Genomic DNA, 14,811 nt, shown 5'->3' with positions numbered 1-14,811 from the left:
CGCCGGGGCCGGACCGTCAGCCGATGCCGAACGCCCCGTCGGGCGGCTCGGGTGACGGTACGGCGTCGGCGTCCCCGACGGTCCGGGCCGAGCCGATGAACTCCCTCAGCGCCTGGCCGTGTTCGACGCGGGCGGGAAAGACGTCGGAGGCGGTACGGCGGGCCAGCGCGGCGGTGTCGAGAGGCCGGTGGGACGCGGCGAGCACCGCGTTGCCGAACCGTCGGCCGCGCAGCACCCCGGGCTCCGCGATCAACACCAGCTCGTCGAACACGGCGGCGAGGTTGGCGAGTTGGGACCGCAGGAAGGCGAACGGCGCCGAGTCCGCCAGGTTGGCCAGATAGACGCCCCCGGGGCGCAGCACCCGCTCGGCCTCGCGGGCGTAGGCGAGCGAGGTCAGGTGCGCCGGGACGCGTGAGCCGCCGAAGACGTCGGCGATCAGGACGTCGGCGGAGTCGTCGGGGGCGGACTCCAGCCAGGTGCGGGCGTCCGCCGCGTGCAGCGCGACGTTCGCGCCCGCCGGCAGCGGCAGGTGCTCGGCGACCAGGTCCAGCAGGGCGTGGTCGGCCTCGACGACGTCCTGTCGGGAGCCGGGCCGGGTAGCGGCCACGTACCGCGGCAGCGTGAGCGCTCCCCCACCCAGGTGCAGCACGTCCAGCGGCCGCCCGGCTCCCTCCAGACCGTCCAGCACATGCCCGAGCCGCCGCGCGTACTCGAACTCCAGATGCGTGGGGTCGTCGAGATCGACATACGACTGCGGCGCCCCGTCCACAGTCAACAGCCAAGCCCGCTCCCGATCCACATCGGGCATCAACTTGGCAAACCCACCATCAACATCTCGCCCGACAGCAATAGCTCCACTCACACCCCCACCTTCCCAAACCCCGGCCACGGACACCCACCCAGGGGCGCGGGGAACTGCGCGACCAGCCACAGCCGGTCCGCAGGCCCCCACGCACCCAAGCCACTCACCGCAGGAGGCAGCCGTCACCCCACCGAGGTGATCGTCCCCGCGCCGACAGTCCGACCCCCCTCTCGGATCGCGAAGCCCAGCCCCGCCTCCAGCGGCACGTCCCGCCCCAGCTCGACCTTCATCTCGACCGTCTCGCCGGGCCGGGCCACGGCCACCTCACCGAGGTCGACGTCCCCGACCACATCCGCCGTACGGATGTAGAACTGCGGCCGGTAGCCGGTCGACACCGGCGTCGTACGACCGCCCTCGGAGGCCCCCAGCACATACACCCGCGCCGAGAACCGCCGGGCCGGCACCACGCTCCCCGGCGCCGCCACCACGTGCCCGCGACGGACCGCGTCCCGCGGCACGCCCCGCAGCAGCACGGCCACGTTGTCGCCGGCCTGCGCCTCGTCCATCGGCTTGCCGAAGGTCTCCAGGCCGGTGACCACGCTCTCCAGCCCGGCGCCGAGCACCTCCACCCGGTCCCCCGGGCGGAGCCTGCCCCGCTCCACGGCGCCGGTGACGACCGTGCCCCGCCCGGTGATGGTGAGCACGTTCTCCACCGGGAGCAGGAACGGCGCGTCCAGGTACCGCTCGGGCATCGGCACGTACGTGTCGACCGCGTCGAGCAGCGCGTCGACCGACGCGGTCCAGCGGGGGTCGCCCTCCAGGGCCTTCAGCCCGGAGACCCGTACGACGGGTACCGCCTCGCCCGGATAGCCCTGCTGGGTGAGCAGGTCGCGGACCTCCAGCTCGACGAGGTCCGTCAGCTCCTCGTCGCCCGCGTCGGCCTTGTTGAGCGCGACGACGATGTGGTCGACGCCCACCTGCCGGGCGAGCAGCACGTGCTCCGCGGTCTGCGGCATGATCCCGTCCAGCGCGGAGACGACGAGGATCGCTCCGTCGAGCTGGGCGGCGCCGGTGACCATGTTCTTCACGTAGTCGGCGTGGCCCGGCATGTCGACGTGGGCGTAGTGCCGGGTGTCGGTCTCGTACTCGACGTGCGCGATGTTGATGGTGATGCCGCGGGCGGCCTCCTCCGGGGCGCGGTCGATGCGGTCGAACGGCACGAACGTGCCGGTGCCGCGCTCGGCGAGGACCTTGGTGATGGCGGCGGTCAGGGTGGTCTTGCCGTGGTCGACGTGGCCCATGGTGCCGATGTTCAGATGCGGCTTGGTGCGCACGAATGCCGTTTTGGACATGGGTGTACCTCGAAGTCTCTGCTGTCGTGAGGAAAATCGCCGGGCCCCGGGAACTCGCCGACCCTCCCCTTGCGGGGTCCGCCGGACAGTCCGGAGAGGGTCAGCTTCGGGCGCCGTCGACAGCGGCCACGAGGATCGGGACGGCAGCCTTCGGCGCATCCGCGACTGCGGATGCTGCGAGGAGGAAGGCGTACCGGAACATGCCACTGATCATGGCCGACGGCCCGTCCGGCGTCGAATGGTTTTCCGCGCCACCGATCTCCGCGCCGCCGGACTCCGCGCCACCCGACTCCGCGCCGCCGGACTCCGCGCCGCCGGACTCCGCGCCCCGGAGAGGGTGTTCAGGCGCCGATGTTCTTCAGCACCTCGCGGACCGTCAGCGGCGCGAACCGGCCCCGCTCCCGCGCCAGGAACCCCCGTACCGCCGCCGGGTCGGTCTTGGCGTACTCCCGCAGGCACCAGCCGATCGCCTTGCGGACGAAGAAGTCGGGATGCCCGGACTGCAGCAGGCAGTAGGCGAACAGCCGCTCCGTGTCGGTGCGTTCCTTGTGGCGGAGCTGGTGGAGCAGGGCGGTGCGCACGAGCCACAGGTCGTCGTCGGTGATCCAGGTGTCCATGACGGCGGCGAGCGCCGGGTCGGCCGTGACGAGCGGGCCGACGACATGGGCGGCGAGCAGGTCGACGGTGTCCCACCAGGGCACGGTGGTGACGAGGTGCCTGGCCACGGGCAGGAAGTCCGAGGAGCAGCGGGCCGCGTGGCGGCGCAGGTAGTCGACGGCGAAGTAGTGGTACTCGCGCTCGGACAATTCCCAGCAGCGCAGGGCGATCGCCGTGCAGTCGGCCTCGCCGGGGCGCGGGGTGCCGGCCAGCACCGTGCGGGTCAGGGCCCGGCGGGCGGGTGTGGGGATGCCCAGGAAGGGGGCGACGTCCTTCATGTAGGCGCGCATGGCCCCGGCCCGCCCGGGGTCCGCCGCGGCGGCGTACACGTCGGTCACCCTCGGTACGACGGTGTCGGCGAGCACGCTGTGCGGCACGGTCGGCGGGGCCGCCCCGGTGACGGTCATGGGAGGACCATACGGCGATCACACACGTTCGTCGGTTAATGTCACCGAATGCTCGATGCACCCAACCGCTCTGGGGGCACCGCCACGGCCTCCCCCAGGGCCACCGCCACGCAGTCGGCCGACGCCGTCCCCCCGGCCCTGGCCGTGCGCTGCACGCGAGCGCTCATGTCCCCGTACGCCCGGCTGACGCTGTTGCTGACGCTCCTCGCGGGCGCCGGCGTGTGCGTGCTGCTGTTCGAGCCGCAGCGGCTGCTGACGCACGGCTGGCCGCCGCAGCTCGGCGGAGCCGCGGCGGCGTTGGTGTTCGCGGTGGCGTACGGGCTGTGCACGGTGGCGTTCGTGCCGAGACCGCTGCTGAACCTGGCGGCGGGCGCGCTGTTCGGCTCACAGCTCGGGCTGGGCACGGCGCTGGCGGGCACGGTCCTCGGCGCGGGTGTGGCGTTCGGTCTGGGCCGGGTGCTCGGGCAGGACGCGCTGCGCCCGCTGCTGCGCGGCCGCTGGCTGCGGGCGGCGGACGGGCAGCTCAGCCGGCACGGTTTCCGCTCCATGCTGGCGGTCCGGCTGTTCCCGGGGGTGCCGTTCTGCGCGGCCAACTACTGTGCGGCGGTCTCCCGGATGGGCTGGCTGCCGTTCCTGGTGGCCACGGGGCTCGGCTCGATCCCGAACACCGCCGCGTACGCGGTCGCCGGGGCGCGAGCCTCGGCCCCGACCTCGCCGGCCTTCCTGATCGCGCTGGCCTGTATCGCCGTACCGGCGCTGGCCGGCGTGGTGGTGGCCTGGCGCAAGCGCCACCACCTGCGGGACCGCTGACAGCCCGTCGGGCCGGCCACTGTCCTGGGCTCGCGAGGCCGGCTAGGGCCTCTCGGGCTCAGACTCCTTCGAGGATCAGGGCGTTGGCGAGTCCCCCCGCCTCGCACATCGTCTGCAGGGCGTAGCGGGCGCCGCGCTCGCGCATCGCGTGGACCAGGGTGGTGGTGAGCCGGGTGCCGCTGGCGCCCAGGGGGTGGCCGAGGGCGATGGCGCCGCCGTGGACGTTGAGCCGGGCGAGGTCGGCGCCGGTCTCCTGCTGCCAGGCCAGGACCACGGCGGCGAAGGCCTCGTTGACCTCGAACAGGTCGATGTCGTCCAGGGTCAGTCCCGCGCGGCGCAGCACCTTCTCGGTGGCCGGGACGACGCCGGTGAGCATCAGCAGCGGGTCGGAGCCGGTGACGGCGAAGCTGTGCAGGCGGGCGAGCGGGCGCAGTCCGAGCCGGGCCGCGGTGTCGCTGGAGGTGATCAGGACGGCGGAGGCGCCGTCGTTGACGGGGCTGGCGTTGCCCGCGGTGACGTTCCACTCGATCTGCGGGAAGCGCTCGGCGAAGCCCGGGTCGTGGTAGGCGGGCTTGAGGCCGGCGAGGATCTCCGGGGTGGTGCCGGGCCGTACGCACTCGTCGCGTGAGACACCGTCCAGCGGCGCGACCTCGGCGTCGAACAGGCCGGCCTCCCATGCGGCGGCGGCCTTGTGGTGCGAGGTCGCCGCGAACTCGTCCATCCCCGCGCGGGTGAGGGACCACTTGGCGGCTATGAGTTCGGCGCTGATGCCCTGCGGGACGAGTCCCTCGGGGTAGCGCTCGGCGATGCCGGGCCCGAAGGGGTCCGCGTCCCCGGTCACGTTGGACCACATCGGCACCCGGCTCATCGACTCCACCCCGCAGGCCACGACGAGGTCGTACGCCCCCGACATGACGCCCTGGGCGGCGAAGTGCACGGCCTGTTGGGAGGAGCCGCACTGGCGGTCCACGGTGGTCGCCGGGACGGTCTCGGGGAAGCCGGCCGACAGGAGTGCGTAGCGGGTGGTGTTCATGGCCTGCTCGCCGACCTGGTCGACGGTGCCGCCGATGACGTCGTCGATCAGGGCGGGATCGACTCCGGAGCACTCGACGAGGCTGCGCAGGGCGTGCGCGAGGAGTCGCACGGGGTGGACGTGGGCCAGGGAGCCGGTCGGCTTTCCCTTGCCGATGGGGGTGCGTACGGCTTCGACGACGACTGCGTCTCGCATGGGGCGGGCCTCCCGCGACGGCCGGCGTGAGGCCGCCGGCGACTACCAGTGAGTAGGAAATCCAAACTCACCATAGCCGTGTGAGTTGGAAAATCAAACCCACCAGGGAACGCGGCCTCCCCACGCCTCTAGACTGGCCGTCATGGCCGACCGGAAAGACCCGCGCCCCTGCTCCATCGCCGACGCCCTCTCGCTGGTCGGCGAGAAGTACTCCCTGCTCGTCCTGCGGGAGGTGTGCCTGGGCAACGGCCGTTTCGACCAGCTGGTACGCAACACCGGCGCTCCGCGCGACGTCCTGGCCACCCGGCTGCGGCGCCTCACCGACGCCGGGATCCTCACCAAGCGCGCCTACAGCGAACGCCCGCAGCGCTACGAGTACCGGCCCACGCGGGCCGGCCTGGAGCTGGAGCCGGTGCTGATGACGCTGATGGCGTGGGGTGACCGCCATCTGCGCACCGCGGCCGACCGCCCCATGGTGATCGAGCACGTCTGCGGGCACGAGCTGAGGCCGGCGGTCACCTGCTCGGCCTGTGGCGAGAACGTGCGTCACGAAGACCTGACGGCCCATCCCCAAGCCCCGGGCTGGACCGTCTCGGGGCCGGTGACCGAGCCGGCGAGCACCTGAGGGCCGACACCTGACCGCCGGGCACCTGACCGCCCGGCCCGCCCGCGCTGTTTCGGACATCCGCGAGCCCGCGACGCGCACCCCACCGACCGGCCCGACCCGCCCGGCATATGCCGCCCGGGCTGGGCCGACCCGCCCGGCGGCCGTCACCGCCGCGCGCACGCCGGGCGTCGCGGGCGGCCTCGGCGGTGACCAAGCCCATACCGTCCGCGTAGCCGCGCGGTAGCGCAGTGTCAGTGCTTGCCCCTAGGCTTGCCCGCATGTCCCCCGATGTGCTCTCCCGTGGTTCCGTGCGGTCCGCTGCCGAGGTCAACGAGCAGATCCGCGCGCTGTGGCTGCGCGCCGGCGGCACCCTGTCGGCGCCGGAGCGCGCGGAGTACGAACTGCTGGTCGTCGAGTGGGCAGAGGCCATCCGCGGCGAGGTGGTGGAGGCGGCGTGACGGGCGGGCCCGGGTGCGCGTGCTCAGCGCCCGCCGGCCACCCGCAGCACGGCCCCCGTGGTGTACGACGCCTCCGGTGACAGCAGCCAGGCGATGGCCGCCGCGATCTCCTCGGCCCGCCCGGGGCGGCGCAGCGGAACGGCCGCGGCCATCCGATGGGCGCGGTCCGGGTCGCCCATCTCCGCGTGCATCCCGGTGTCGACGACGCCCGGAGCGACCGCGTTGACCCGTACGCCGTCCGGGCCCAGCTCCTTGGCGAGGCCCACGGTCAGGGCGTCGACGGCGGCCTTGGTGGCCGCGTAGTGGACGTACTCGCCGGGGCTGCCCAGGGTCGCCGCACCGGACGACACGTTGACGATCGCCCCGCCCTCGGTCATCGACCGCGCGGCCCGGCGTGAACACAGCAGCGTGCCTATCAGGTTGACGTCCACGACCCGGCGCAGCACGTCGGTGGAGGTGTCGGCCAGCCGCCCGAGCGGTCCGGTCACGGCCGCGTTGTTGACCAGCCCGGTCACCGGGCCCAGTCGCGTCTCGGCCACCTCGAACAGTCGCTCCACATCCGCCTCGACGGAGGCGTCGCCGCGGACGGTCTCACAGCGGGCGCCCGCCTCACGCACCTGCCGGGCCACCGACTCCGCGGCCTCGGCGGCACGGACGTATCCGAGGACCAGGTCGTGCCCGTCCGCGGCGAGCCGCCGGCAGGTCGCCGCGCCGATCCCCCGGCTGCCGCCCGTAACGACGGTGACGGGACGTGTCATCTCTCCTCCTTGCTCCGGGAACCGCGCGCCCAAGATCGAGAGCCTACCCCCGGCGGCAAGTGGATGCCGGGGACAGCGATTGCTGGGTAGAGTCGGCCTGTTGGGCCTGGTTGTGGGGACAACCAAGGGGTGATCAAGGGGACGGCCGCCACCGCGCCTTTCGGCTGCCGGCGTCCTGGGGAGGGCCTGGAACACATGAGTCGTCGCTCGTCCGGTCTCGTCGGTGTCTGGGCCGAGATGCAACGGCAGCAGCAGCGCCAGATCGAGGCCGAAGCCCGGCGGCGAAGGCAGCAGGAACAGCAAGCGCGTGCCCACCAGCGGCAAGCCGCCCAGAGCCACCGCGACTACCGGCAGGCCGAGGCGCGGCGCCGCACGGAGGAACTGGACGCGCGGGTCGCCACGCTGCAGGGGCTCCTCGCGTCGGGGTGCCGGGCTCCGGCCTTCCGGGCCTCTTCCCTCATGCGGCCCGAGCAGGTCCAGCCGTTCACCCCGGGGCCGTTGGGGCAGCCGGTGCCGATGCCGGACTTCCAGCGCTACCAGACCCAGAGCGGCTGGAGCGTGGGCCGCCGGGCCCAGGCCGAGGCACGGGCCCGGTTCGAACGGGACTGGCAGGCCGCCCAGGCCGCGGAAGCCCACCGCCGGCAGCAACTGGCGTCGTACGAGCGGGAGTACCAGCAGTGGGCGGACGCCCAGCTCGCCGACGTACGGCGGCACAACGCCGGCATCGTCGCGATCACCGACGGTGCGCGGCGCCGGGACCCCGATTCCGTGGTCGAGTACTTCTCCGCCGCCCTCTACGCCTCGACGGCGTGGCCGGAGGGCTTCCCGCGCCGGGTGGCGGCGGCCTACGACGCGGCGGCCCGACAGCTCGTCCTGGACTGGGAGCTGCCCGCGTACGACGTCGTCCCCGAGGTCAAGTCCGTTCGCTACATGTCGGGGCTGGACGAGGACAAGGAGACCGCTCGGCCGGTCGGCCGGCGCCGGGCGCTGTACCGGGGGGTGCTCGCCCAGTGCGTGCTCCTCGCGCTGCACGAACTCTTCGCCGCCGACGACGCGGGTGCGCTGGAGTCGGTGACCCTGAACGGGTTCGTCGACGGTCATGACCCCACGACGGGCCGGCCGGGCCACATCTTCCTGGCGACCGTCATGGCGCCGCGTGCCACGTTCCGTGACCTGCACCTGGCGCAGGTGGACGCGGTCGGCTGTCTGTCGGACGCGCTGCGGGGGCAGCTCTCGGCCCGTCCCGACCAGCTCACCGCCGTACGGCCGAGCAGACGGCCCGAGGACGTCGGGAACCGCGCCGTGGGCAACGGCGGCGATGAGGAACCGGACCTGTACGACATGGATCCGATCGCGTTCGAGAACCTGGTCGCCGCGCTCTTCGAGGCCATGGGGATGCGGGCGGTGACGACCGCGCGCTCCAACGACGGCGGGGTGGACGTGCAGGCGCTGGACCCGGCGCCGATCCGTGGCGGCGAGATCGTCGTGCAGGTGAAGCGCTACCGCAACACCGTGCCGCCCACCGCCGTGCGTGACCTGTACGGGACCGTGCAGGACGCCGGCGCCAACAAGGGCGTCCTCGTCACGACGTCCGGTTTCGGCCCCGGCTCGCACACGTTCGCCAACGGCAAGCCGCTGGAACTCGTCTCCGGCCCCGAACTCGTCGACCTGCTGCACCGGCACGGGCTGCGCGGCCGCCTGGGCGAGGGGCGGAGCCGCCCCTCGGCACAGCCGTCAGCGCCGGGTCCGGGCACCCGGCTGCCCGCCGACCACAACGTCCTGGGCATGCTGTGGACCGGTGGGGTCGCCCTGGACGTGTGCGCACTCGTCTGCCACGGCGACCGCGTCCTCAGCGACGACCATTTCGTCTTCTTCAACAACCCGGGGACTCCGGACGGCTCGGTGCACGCGCTGCCCGCCGCCGCGCCCGACCGGGCCGCGCTGGGTGTCTCCTTCGACGCGCTGCCCGCGGAGGCCGACCGGTTCGTACTCGTGGCCGCCGTCGACCCGGAGGTGGATCCGGACGCCGACCTCTCGGGCTTCACCGACGCCCAGATCCGGCTGCTCGACCCGGGCATGACCGAACTGAGCCGGCTCGACGTCTCCGACGGCCGGCCCCACGAGACCGCCCTGGTCCTCGGGTCGTTCCGCCGCAGGCCCAACGGGGACTGGGACTTCGTCCTCGGCGGCAAGGGCTACGCGGGCGGCCTGGCGGAACTCGTGCGGGACTACGGCGTCGAAGTGGAGTAGCCCCACAGGACGGCGCCCGGGACCGGGAGCCTACGCCCGCAGGTGTGCGAGGGCCCCGTCCGGCACCGGGTACGGCCGCTCCCCGGGCAGCAGCCGCGCCGCCCGGTCCAGGTCACCGGCCCGCACCAGCGCGTGGATCTCCGTGGCCAGTGGGGTCACGTCCTCGATGCCGGTGATCCACTCGTCGGCGTACCGGGCGGTCGCCTCACCGGCGAGACCGAGCTGCAGCGAGCGGTGCGGCAGGGGGTTGTGGTGCAGGTCCCGCTCCGGGTCCCACTGGACGCGGGCCGGGGACCGCCGCAACAGACGCTTCCATGCCGCCTCGTCGTCGTGCAGCCCGCGCACGTAGTGTGACAGACAGGCGTGGCGCAGGGCCCACTCGAAGCCCGCGCGGTCGATCTCGACGGCCAGGACGGTCTCCTGCCCCTCCTTGGTACCCCAGCCGCAGCGGTACATCATCCACAGGAAGGACGGCTTGATCCACGTCATCCGGTCCCGCTTCCAGGAGGACGGGAAGCGACCGGTGCGGACCGCCGGGCCGCCGATCTCCGGGCGGTAGGCCTGGTAGACGGTGAGCGTGGACTCGGTGTGGGCGGCCCGGACGCGGAACTTGGGTTCGGCCGCCGCCGGCTGATCGTTCACCGGGACAGGTTCGCGCCCTTTCCCGTGCTCCCACCACCGAATATCCGGCACGCCCTCTTGGTTCCCCGCCCCCGGTGCCCAACACTGAGCCGATGACGCAGCGCGTGGAGCTCGCTACCGTGATGGACCGGCTGGCCGTGGACGAGGTGGTCACCGAGTACGCGGCGGCCGTCGACGACGGCGACTGGGCGGCGTACCGGGGGCTGTTCACGGCGGACGGCCGGGCCGACTACCGCTCGGCGGGCGGCATCGAGGGCGACGCCGGCCGGATCGCCGGGTGGCTCGCCGAGAACCTGGGGCTGTTCCCGATGCGGCAGCACCTCATCGTCAACCGGCGGCTCCGGTTCGGGGTGCTGGAGCACGACACCGGGGACACCGCGCGCGTCCGCGCCGACTACCTCAACCCGATGCGGTTCGCCGGGGCGGCGGCCGACGACGGCTCCTCGGCGCCGGACTTCGTCTGCGGCGGCCGCTACGACTTCGGGCTGCTGCGGACCGAGGGCGGGTGGCGGCTGCGCACCGTGGTCGTCGAGGAGAAGTGGCGCCGTCTGCCCGAGAGGACCCCGGGCGACCCGGCCTGAGCCGTACCCACGCCCTCTGTCGTAGATCGCTTTCCGCGCGCACACTGGAGTCAGCCCTGGGTAGGGAGGCTCCGTATGAGGGTGTTCGAGCGCTGGTCGGCCTCCCCGTGGCGGCGTTCCGGCGTCGCCGCTCTGGCGGGGGCCCTGCCCGTGTTCGCGTTTCCCACGCCGTCGTTGTGGTGGTTCGCGTACGTCGCGCTGGTGCCGTGGATCCTGCTGGCCCGCTCGGCACCGACCGGGCGGCGGGCGGCGTACGACGGCTGGTGCGGCGGCTTCGGGTTCCTGGTGGCCGTGCACCACTGGCTGCTGCCCAGCCTGCACGTGTTCATCTTCCTGATAGCCGCCCTGCTCGGCGCGCTCTGGGCGCCCTGGGGCTGGCTGATCCGCCGCTTCCTCGGCGGGGTGCCGTCGCCCGGGCGGGGCGCGGCCGCTCTGCTGGTGCTGCCCTCGGTGTGGCTGGTGGTGGAGCTGGTCCGCTCCTGGCAGGGCCTCGGCGGCCCGTGGGGCATGCTCGGCTCCAGCCAGTGGCAGGTGGGCCCGGCGCTGCGGCTGGCGTCGGTGGGCGGGGTGTGGCTGCTCAGTTTCCTGGTGGTGGCGGTCAACGTGGCGGCGGCGGTGCTGGTCTCGGTGCGCGAGGCCCGGGTGCCGGCGGTGGCCTCCCTGGTCGCCACGGCGGCCGCGACCTCGGCGGCCTGGGCGTGGGCCCCGCGCCCGGACGTGGACGGGCGGGTCCGGATCGCCGTCGTGCAGCCGGGCGTCGTGGGCGGGCAGGACAGCGGTGAGAGGCGTTTCGACCGGGAGGAGCAGCTCACGCGGCGGCTCGCCGGCCGGCACGTCGACCTGATCGTGTGGGGCGAGTCCAGCGTCGGATTCGACCTGGGCGACCGGCCCGACCTGGCCCGGCGGATCTCCGCGCTGTCCCGGCGGACCGGCGCCGATATCCTGGTCAACGTGGACGCCCGGCGCTCCGACCGGCCCGGCATCTACAAGAGTTCGATCCTGGTCGGCCCGAACGGCCTCACCGGCGACCGGTACGACAAGATGCGGCTCATCCCGTTCGGCGAGTACATCCCGGCCCGCTCCCTGCTCGGCTGGGCCACCTCGGTCGGCAAGGCGGCCGGCGAGGACCGCAGGCGCGGCACCGAGCAGGTCGTGATGAACGTCGGGCACGGGCTGCGCGTCGGCCCGCTCGTGTGCTTCGAGACCGCGTTCCCCGACATGAGCCGGCATCTCGCCGAGGACGGTGCGGACGTGCTGCTCGGCCAGTCCTCCACGTCGTCGTTCCAGGGCAGCTGGGCCCCGGAGCAGCACGCCTCGCTGGGCGCGCTGCGCGCCGCCGAGACGGGCCGTCCGATGGTGCACGCCACCCTCACCGGTGTCTCCGCCGTCTACGGCCCGGACGGGCAGCGCCTCGGCCCGTGGCTCGGCACGGAAGCGTCCACCGCGCGCGTGTACGACGTACCGCTCGCGCACGGCGTCACCCCGTACGTCCGCTACGGCGACTGGCCGGTGCACGGCGCCCTGCTGGTGCTGGCCGCGCTGTGCGCCACGGAGGGGATGCGTGCCCTCAGGCTGCGGAGGACGGCGGCCGCACCGCTCGTACGACCCGCTCGCACAGTTCGTGAGTCGCCAGCGCGTCCCGGGCGCTGAGCACGTTGCCGGCGCGGACGGCGTCGAGGAAGCCGAGGACGGCCTGCTCGATGCCGCGCTGGCGGGCCACCGGCACCCAGTCGCCGCGCCGCCGCAGGGTCGGCTGCCCCTTGTGGTCGACGACCTCGGCGAGGTTGAGCACCTGGCGCTTGGTGTCCTGACCGGAGACCTCCAGGACCTCTTCCGTGGAGCCGCTGAGCCGGTTCATCACACCGAGCGCGGTGAAACCGTCCCCGGCGAGCTGGAGCACGACGTGGTGCAGCAGCCCGCCCTCGGTACGGGCGCGCACGGTGACGTCGTCGACCGGGCCGGGCACCAGGAACCGCAGGGTGTCGACGACGTGGATGAAGTCGTCCAGGATCATCGAGCGGGGCTCCTCGGGCAGCCCGACCCGGTTCTTCTGCATGATGATCAGCTCACGCGGATGCTCGAGGCACTGCGCGTACCCGGGGGCGTACCGCCGGTTGAAGCCGACGAGGAGCGAGACGCCGCGCTGCTCGGCGAGGTCCACCAGGCGCTCGGAGTCGGCGAGTTCGTAGGCGAGGGGCTTGTCCACGTAGGTGGGTACGCCCGCCTCCAGGAGCCTGGTGACGATCTCCGGGTGGACGGCGGTCGGCGCGTGCACGAAGGCGGCGTCGAGGCCCTGCGCGAGCAGGGAGTCCAGGGTGGTGTGCCGCTGCCCCTCGGGCAGGTGGAGGGTGTCGGCGACGCGGGCGAGCGTGGCGGGCGTGCGGGTCTGGAGGTGCAGTTCGACCCCCGCCTGGCTGCTCAGCACCGGCAGGTACGCCTTCTGCGCGATGTCCCCGAGTCCGATGCAGCCGACCTTCACGTGCTTCTCCCCTACCGGGTTGCCTGCGGTTCCCTGCCGGAAGCATACGGGGGCCGTGGGCCGGCGCTCCCCCGGCGAAAACGCGTGGTGCGCTGCGGTGGGGTGGGAAATGATGCAGGCATGACCATCGAACGGGAAGAGCCCGCCCTCGACGCGGGCGAGCGCGCCATGCTGGACGGCTGGCTGGACTACCACCGGGGGACCCTCGCCTGGAAGTGCGACGGGCTCACCGACGCGCAACTGCGCACGGCGGCCGTGGAACCCTCCGCCATGTCGCTGATGGGCCTGGTCCGGCACATGGCGGAGGTGGAGCGGTACTGGTTCCACGAGGTGCTGCTCGGCGTGGATCCGGGCGAGCTGTACTGCACGGAGGAGGACCACGACGGCGACTTCCACGTCACCGAGGCGGACACTTGGAAGGAGGCCCACGCCACCTGGCAGGAGCAGATCGCGACCGCTCGCCGGCATACCGCCGGTCTCACGCTCGACGACTTCTCCAAGGGGCTGAGCCACAACTCCCGGCAGCCGTTCAGCCTCCGCTGGATCTACACGCACATGATCGAGGAGTACGCCCGGCACAACGGCCACGCCGACCTCATCCGGGAGCGGATCGACGGCGCCACCGGAGACTGAGAGGCGACGGACGTCACCGTCGGCACGCCGGTTCCCCTCGTACGGGGCACGAGATCACCCGTACGGGGGCAGCAACCTCCGGTCTTCGGTGCGGAGTCGGGGGCCGAGCCAGCACAGTGGCGCGGTGCATCGAACGACGACGACCGCAGCGCTCCTGGTCACCGTGGCCGTCTCGGCCCTCACCGGCTGTGTGACGGTCCAGCGCCCGGCGGCCCCGGCAGCCGCGCCGGACTCGGCGCCCGTACAGCCGTCGGCGCCCCGGCCGGACGGCAGCACCGAGCCGCGCGTGGTGCAGGCGCCCGCCCAGGAGGCACTGGAGATGGTCGGCCCGCACCGGGAACAGCACGCGTCCGGGCACCGGGCGGCGCCCGGCCCCCCGGCCGCACGACGTCCGCCGGCCCCGCCCGCGCATCCCCGGCCGCGTCCGGAGCACCCCGAGCACTCACGGCACACCCGGGTCGAGGTCCCGCACCTCCCCCACCCCGTTCCCACGGGTCCGGACGTGTGCGCGCTCGGCAAGAAGTACGGCGGCTGGCACCCGGACAGTCCCGAGGCGGTGATCTGCAAGCAGGCGTACGGCCGCTGAGGGTGCCGGCCGGCCGGCGTCAGCTGGGCCGGCGCGGCTGACCCCAGGACTCGCCGCCGGGCGGTCCGTCGTCGTCCAGCCTCAGTTCGAGCCGGCTGATGGCCGCGCGGACGCCGTCGCCGTGCCCGTAGCCGTCGTCGGTGAGGGCGCCGGCCGCGCGGCGGGCCCGGTTCAGGTGCGCGCGGGCGGCCTCGGAGCGGCCCAGCTTGAGGTAGTCGGCGGCCAGGTTGAGGTGCAGCGACGGGTAGAAGCCGCGCAGCGCCGGGGGGCCGGCGGCGGAGCGGCCGTCCGCCAGTTCCTCGGCCGCGGACAGGGCCCGCAGGTCCCAGGCGAGTTCGTCGGCGGGGTCGTCCTGGGTGTCGGCGAGGTAGTGGGCCAGGGTGCAGCGGTGCAGCGGGTCGCCGTGTTCGCCGAGTTCGGCCCACAGCCGCAGGAAGCGGCTGCGGGCCTCCTCGCGGTCGCCGCCGTGATGCAGCATCACGACCTGGCCGATCCGGGTCGGCACGGTGTCCGGCGCCGTCCGCTCCTGTCGCTCCGCCACGGGGCCCTCCGGGCTGTTGG

General features: G+C 73.4%; 16 protein-coding genes. 8 read left to right on the top strand and 8 right to left on the bottom strand.

The genetic code is table 11. The features are described 5' to 3' along the window. Positions 1 to 16 precede the first annotated feature (16 nt). The 3 genes from ABZ854_RS02505 to ABZ854_RS02495 form a co-directional block, all read right to left on the bottom strand. A complete protein-coding gene (locus ABZ854_RS02505) occupies positions 17 to 862 on the bottom strand; it encodes a fused MFS/spermidine synthase (RefSeq protein WP_361202996.1) in 846 nt (281 codons plus the stop codon). Positions 863 to 984: 122 nt separating this feature from the next. Further along, entirely contained in the window at positions 985 to 2,154 is a 1,170-nt protein-coding gene (gene tuf / locus ABZ854_RS02500; protein WP_361202993.1) for an elongation factor Tu, read from the bottom strand. A gap of 341 nt (positions 2,155 to 2,495) precedes the next feature. Beyond that, the gene (locus tag ABZ854_RS02495) at positions 2,496 to 3,218 is read right to left on the bottom strand and encodes a DNA alkylation repair protein (RefSeq protein WP_361202991.1); all 723 of its coding nucleotides are present in this window, start codon (positions 3,216 to 3,218) and stop codon (positions 2,496 to 2,498) included. A gap of 48 nt (positions 3,219 to 3,266) precedes the next feature. Between ABZ854_RS02495 and ABZ854_RS02490 the strand changes: the two genes are divergently transcribed. Further along, positions 3,267 to 4,028, top strand: a complete 762-nt coding sequence (locus ABZ854_RS02490; RefSeq protein WP_361202988.1) for a VTT domain-containing protein — start codon at positions 3,267 to 3,269, stop codon at positions 4,026 to 4,028. A gap of 58 nt (positions 4,029 to 4,086) precedes the next feature. On the opposite strand, the gene ABZ854_RS02485 is transcribed toward ABZ854_RS02490, so the two are convergent. Beyond that, complete coding sequence (locus ABZ854_RS02485; protein WP_361202985.1) at positions 4,087 to 5,256, bottom strand: thiolase family protein; 1,170 nt, start codon at positions 5,254 to 5,256, stop codon at positions 4,087 to 4,089. A 142-nt stretch (positions 5,257 to 5,398) separates the two neighbouring features. On the opposite strand from ABZ854_RS02485, the gene ABZ854_RS02480 reads away from it, so the two are divergent. Further along, on the top strand, positions 5,399 to 5,881 hold the full coding sequence (locus ABZ854_RS02480) for a helix-turn-helix domain-containing protein (protein ID WP_361202983.1): 483 nt from the start codon (positions 5,399 to 5,401) through the stop codon (positions 5,879 to 5,881). A 260-nt stretch (positions 5,882 to 6,141) separates the two neighbouring features. After that, positions 6,142 to 6,321, top strand: coding sequence for a hypothetical protein (locus ABZ854_RS02475; RefSeq protein ID WP_361202980.1), 180 nt, complete (start codon positions 6,142 to 6,144; stop codon positions 6,319 to 6,321). Between the two features lie 23 nt (positions 6,322 to 6,344). Here ABZ854_RS02475 and ABZ854_RS02470 read toward each other — a convergent pair whose 3' ends face one another. After that, on the bottom strand, positions 6,345 to 7,079 hold the full coding sequence (locus ABZ854_RS02470; protein WP_361202977.1) for an SDR family oxidoreductase: 735 nt from the start codon (positions 7,077 to 7,079) through the stop codon (positions 6,345 to 6,347). Between the two features lie 195 nt (positions 7,080 to 7,274). On the opposite strand from ABZ854_RS02470, the gene ABZ854_RS02465 reads away from it, so the two are divergent. Then, complete coding sequence (locus ABZ854_RS02465; RefSeq protein WP_361202975.1) at positions 7,275 to 9,329, top strand: restriction endonuclease; 2,055 nt, start codon at positions 7,275 to 7,277, stop codon at positions 9,327 to 9,329. A 30-nt stretch (positions 9,330 to 9,359) separates the two neighbouring features. On the opposite strand, the gene ABZ854_RS02460 is transcribed toward ABZ854_RS02465, so the two are convergent. Continuing rightward, the gene (locus ABZ854_RS02460; RefSeq protein ID WP_361202972.1) at positions 9,360 to 9,971 is read right to left on the bottom strand and encodes a DUF4291 domain-containing protein; all 612 of its coding nucleotides are present in this window, start codon (positions 9,969 to 9,971) and stop codon (positions 9,360 to 9,362) included. Positions 9,972 to 10,063: 92 nt separating this feature from the next. Here ABZ854_RS02460 and ABZ854_RS02455 point away from each other — a divergent pair, with 92 nt between their 5' ends. Together ABZ854_RS02455 and lnt are read left to right on the top strand one after the other, a co-directional pair. Then, complete coding sequence (locus tag ABZ854_RS02455; RefSeq protein ID WP_361202969.1) at positions 10,064 to 10,552, top strand: nuclear transport factor 2 family protein; 489 nt, start codon at positions 10,064 to 10,066, stop codon at positions 10,550 to 10,552. Positions 10,553 to 10,627: 75 nt separating this feature from the next. Continuing rightward, positions 10,628 to 12,202 (top strand): apolipoprotein N-acyltransferase, encoded by a 1,575-nt coding sequence (gene lnt / locus ABZ854_RS02450; protein WP_361202966.1) that lies wholly within the window; start codon positions 10,628 to 10,630, stop codon positions 12,200 to 12,202. On the opposite strand, the gene ABZ854_RS02445 is transcribed toward lnt, so the two are convergent. Beyond that, a complete protein-coding gene (locus ABZ854_RS02445) occupies positions 12,120 to 13,031 on the bottom strand; it encodes a Gfo/Idh/MocA family oxidoreductase (RefSeq protein WP_361202963.1) in 912 nt (303 codons plus the stop codon). The two genes, lnt and ABZ854_RS02445, sit on opposite strands and share 83 nt — an antisense overlap. A 120-nt stretch (positions 13,032 to 13,151) precedes the next feature. Here ABZ854_RS02445 and ABZ854_RS02440 point away from each other — a divergent pair, with 120 nt between their 5' ends. Further along, positions 13,152 to 13,664 carry a DinB family protein gene (locus tag ABZ854_RS02440; RefSeq protein ID WP_361202960.1) on the top strand — a complete coding sequence of 171 codons (513 nt, stop codon included), beginning with the start codon at positions 13,152 to 13,154 and terminating at the stop codon, positions 13,662 to 13,664. 124 nt (positions 13,665 to 13,788) lie between these two features. After that, positions 13,789 to 14,250, top strand: a complete 462-nt coding sequence (locus ABZ854_RS02435) for a hypothetical protein (RefSeq protein ID WP_361202957.1) — start codon at positions 13,789 to 13,791, stop codon at positions 14,248 to 14,250. Between the two features lie 19 nt (positions 14,251 to 14,269). On the opposite strand, the gene ABZ854_RS02430 is transcribed toward ABZ854_RS02435, so the two are convergent. Next, the gene (locus ABZ854_RS02430) at positions 14,270 to 14,791 is read right to left on the bottom strand and encodes a hypothetical protein (protein WP_361202955.1); all 522 of its coding nucleotides are present in this window, start codon (positions 14,789 to 14,791) and stop codon (positions 14,270 to 14,272) included. Positions 14,792 to 14,811 lie beyond the last annotated feature (20 nt).

The sequence above is a fragment of the Streptomyces sp. NPDC047028 genome (genome assembly GCF_040644095.1).
Classification (GTDB): Bacteria; Actinomycetota; Actinomycetes; order Streptomycetales; family Streptomycetaceae; genus Streptomyces.
The sequence above is the reverse complement of the archived record's forward strand: the minus strand, read 5'-3'. Positions and strand labels throughout refer to the sequence as shown.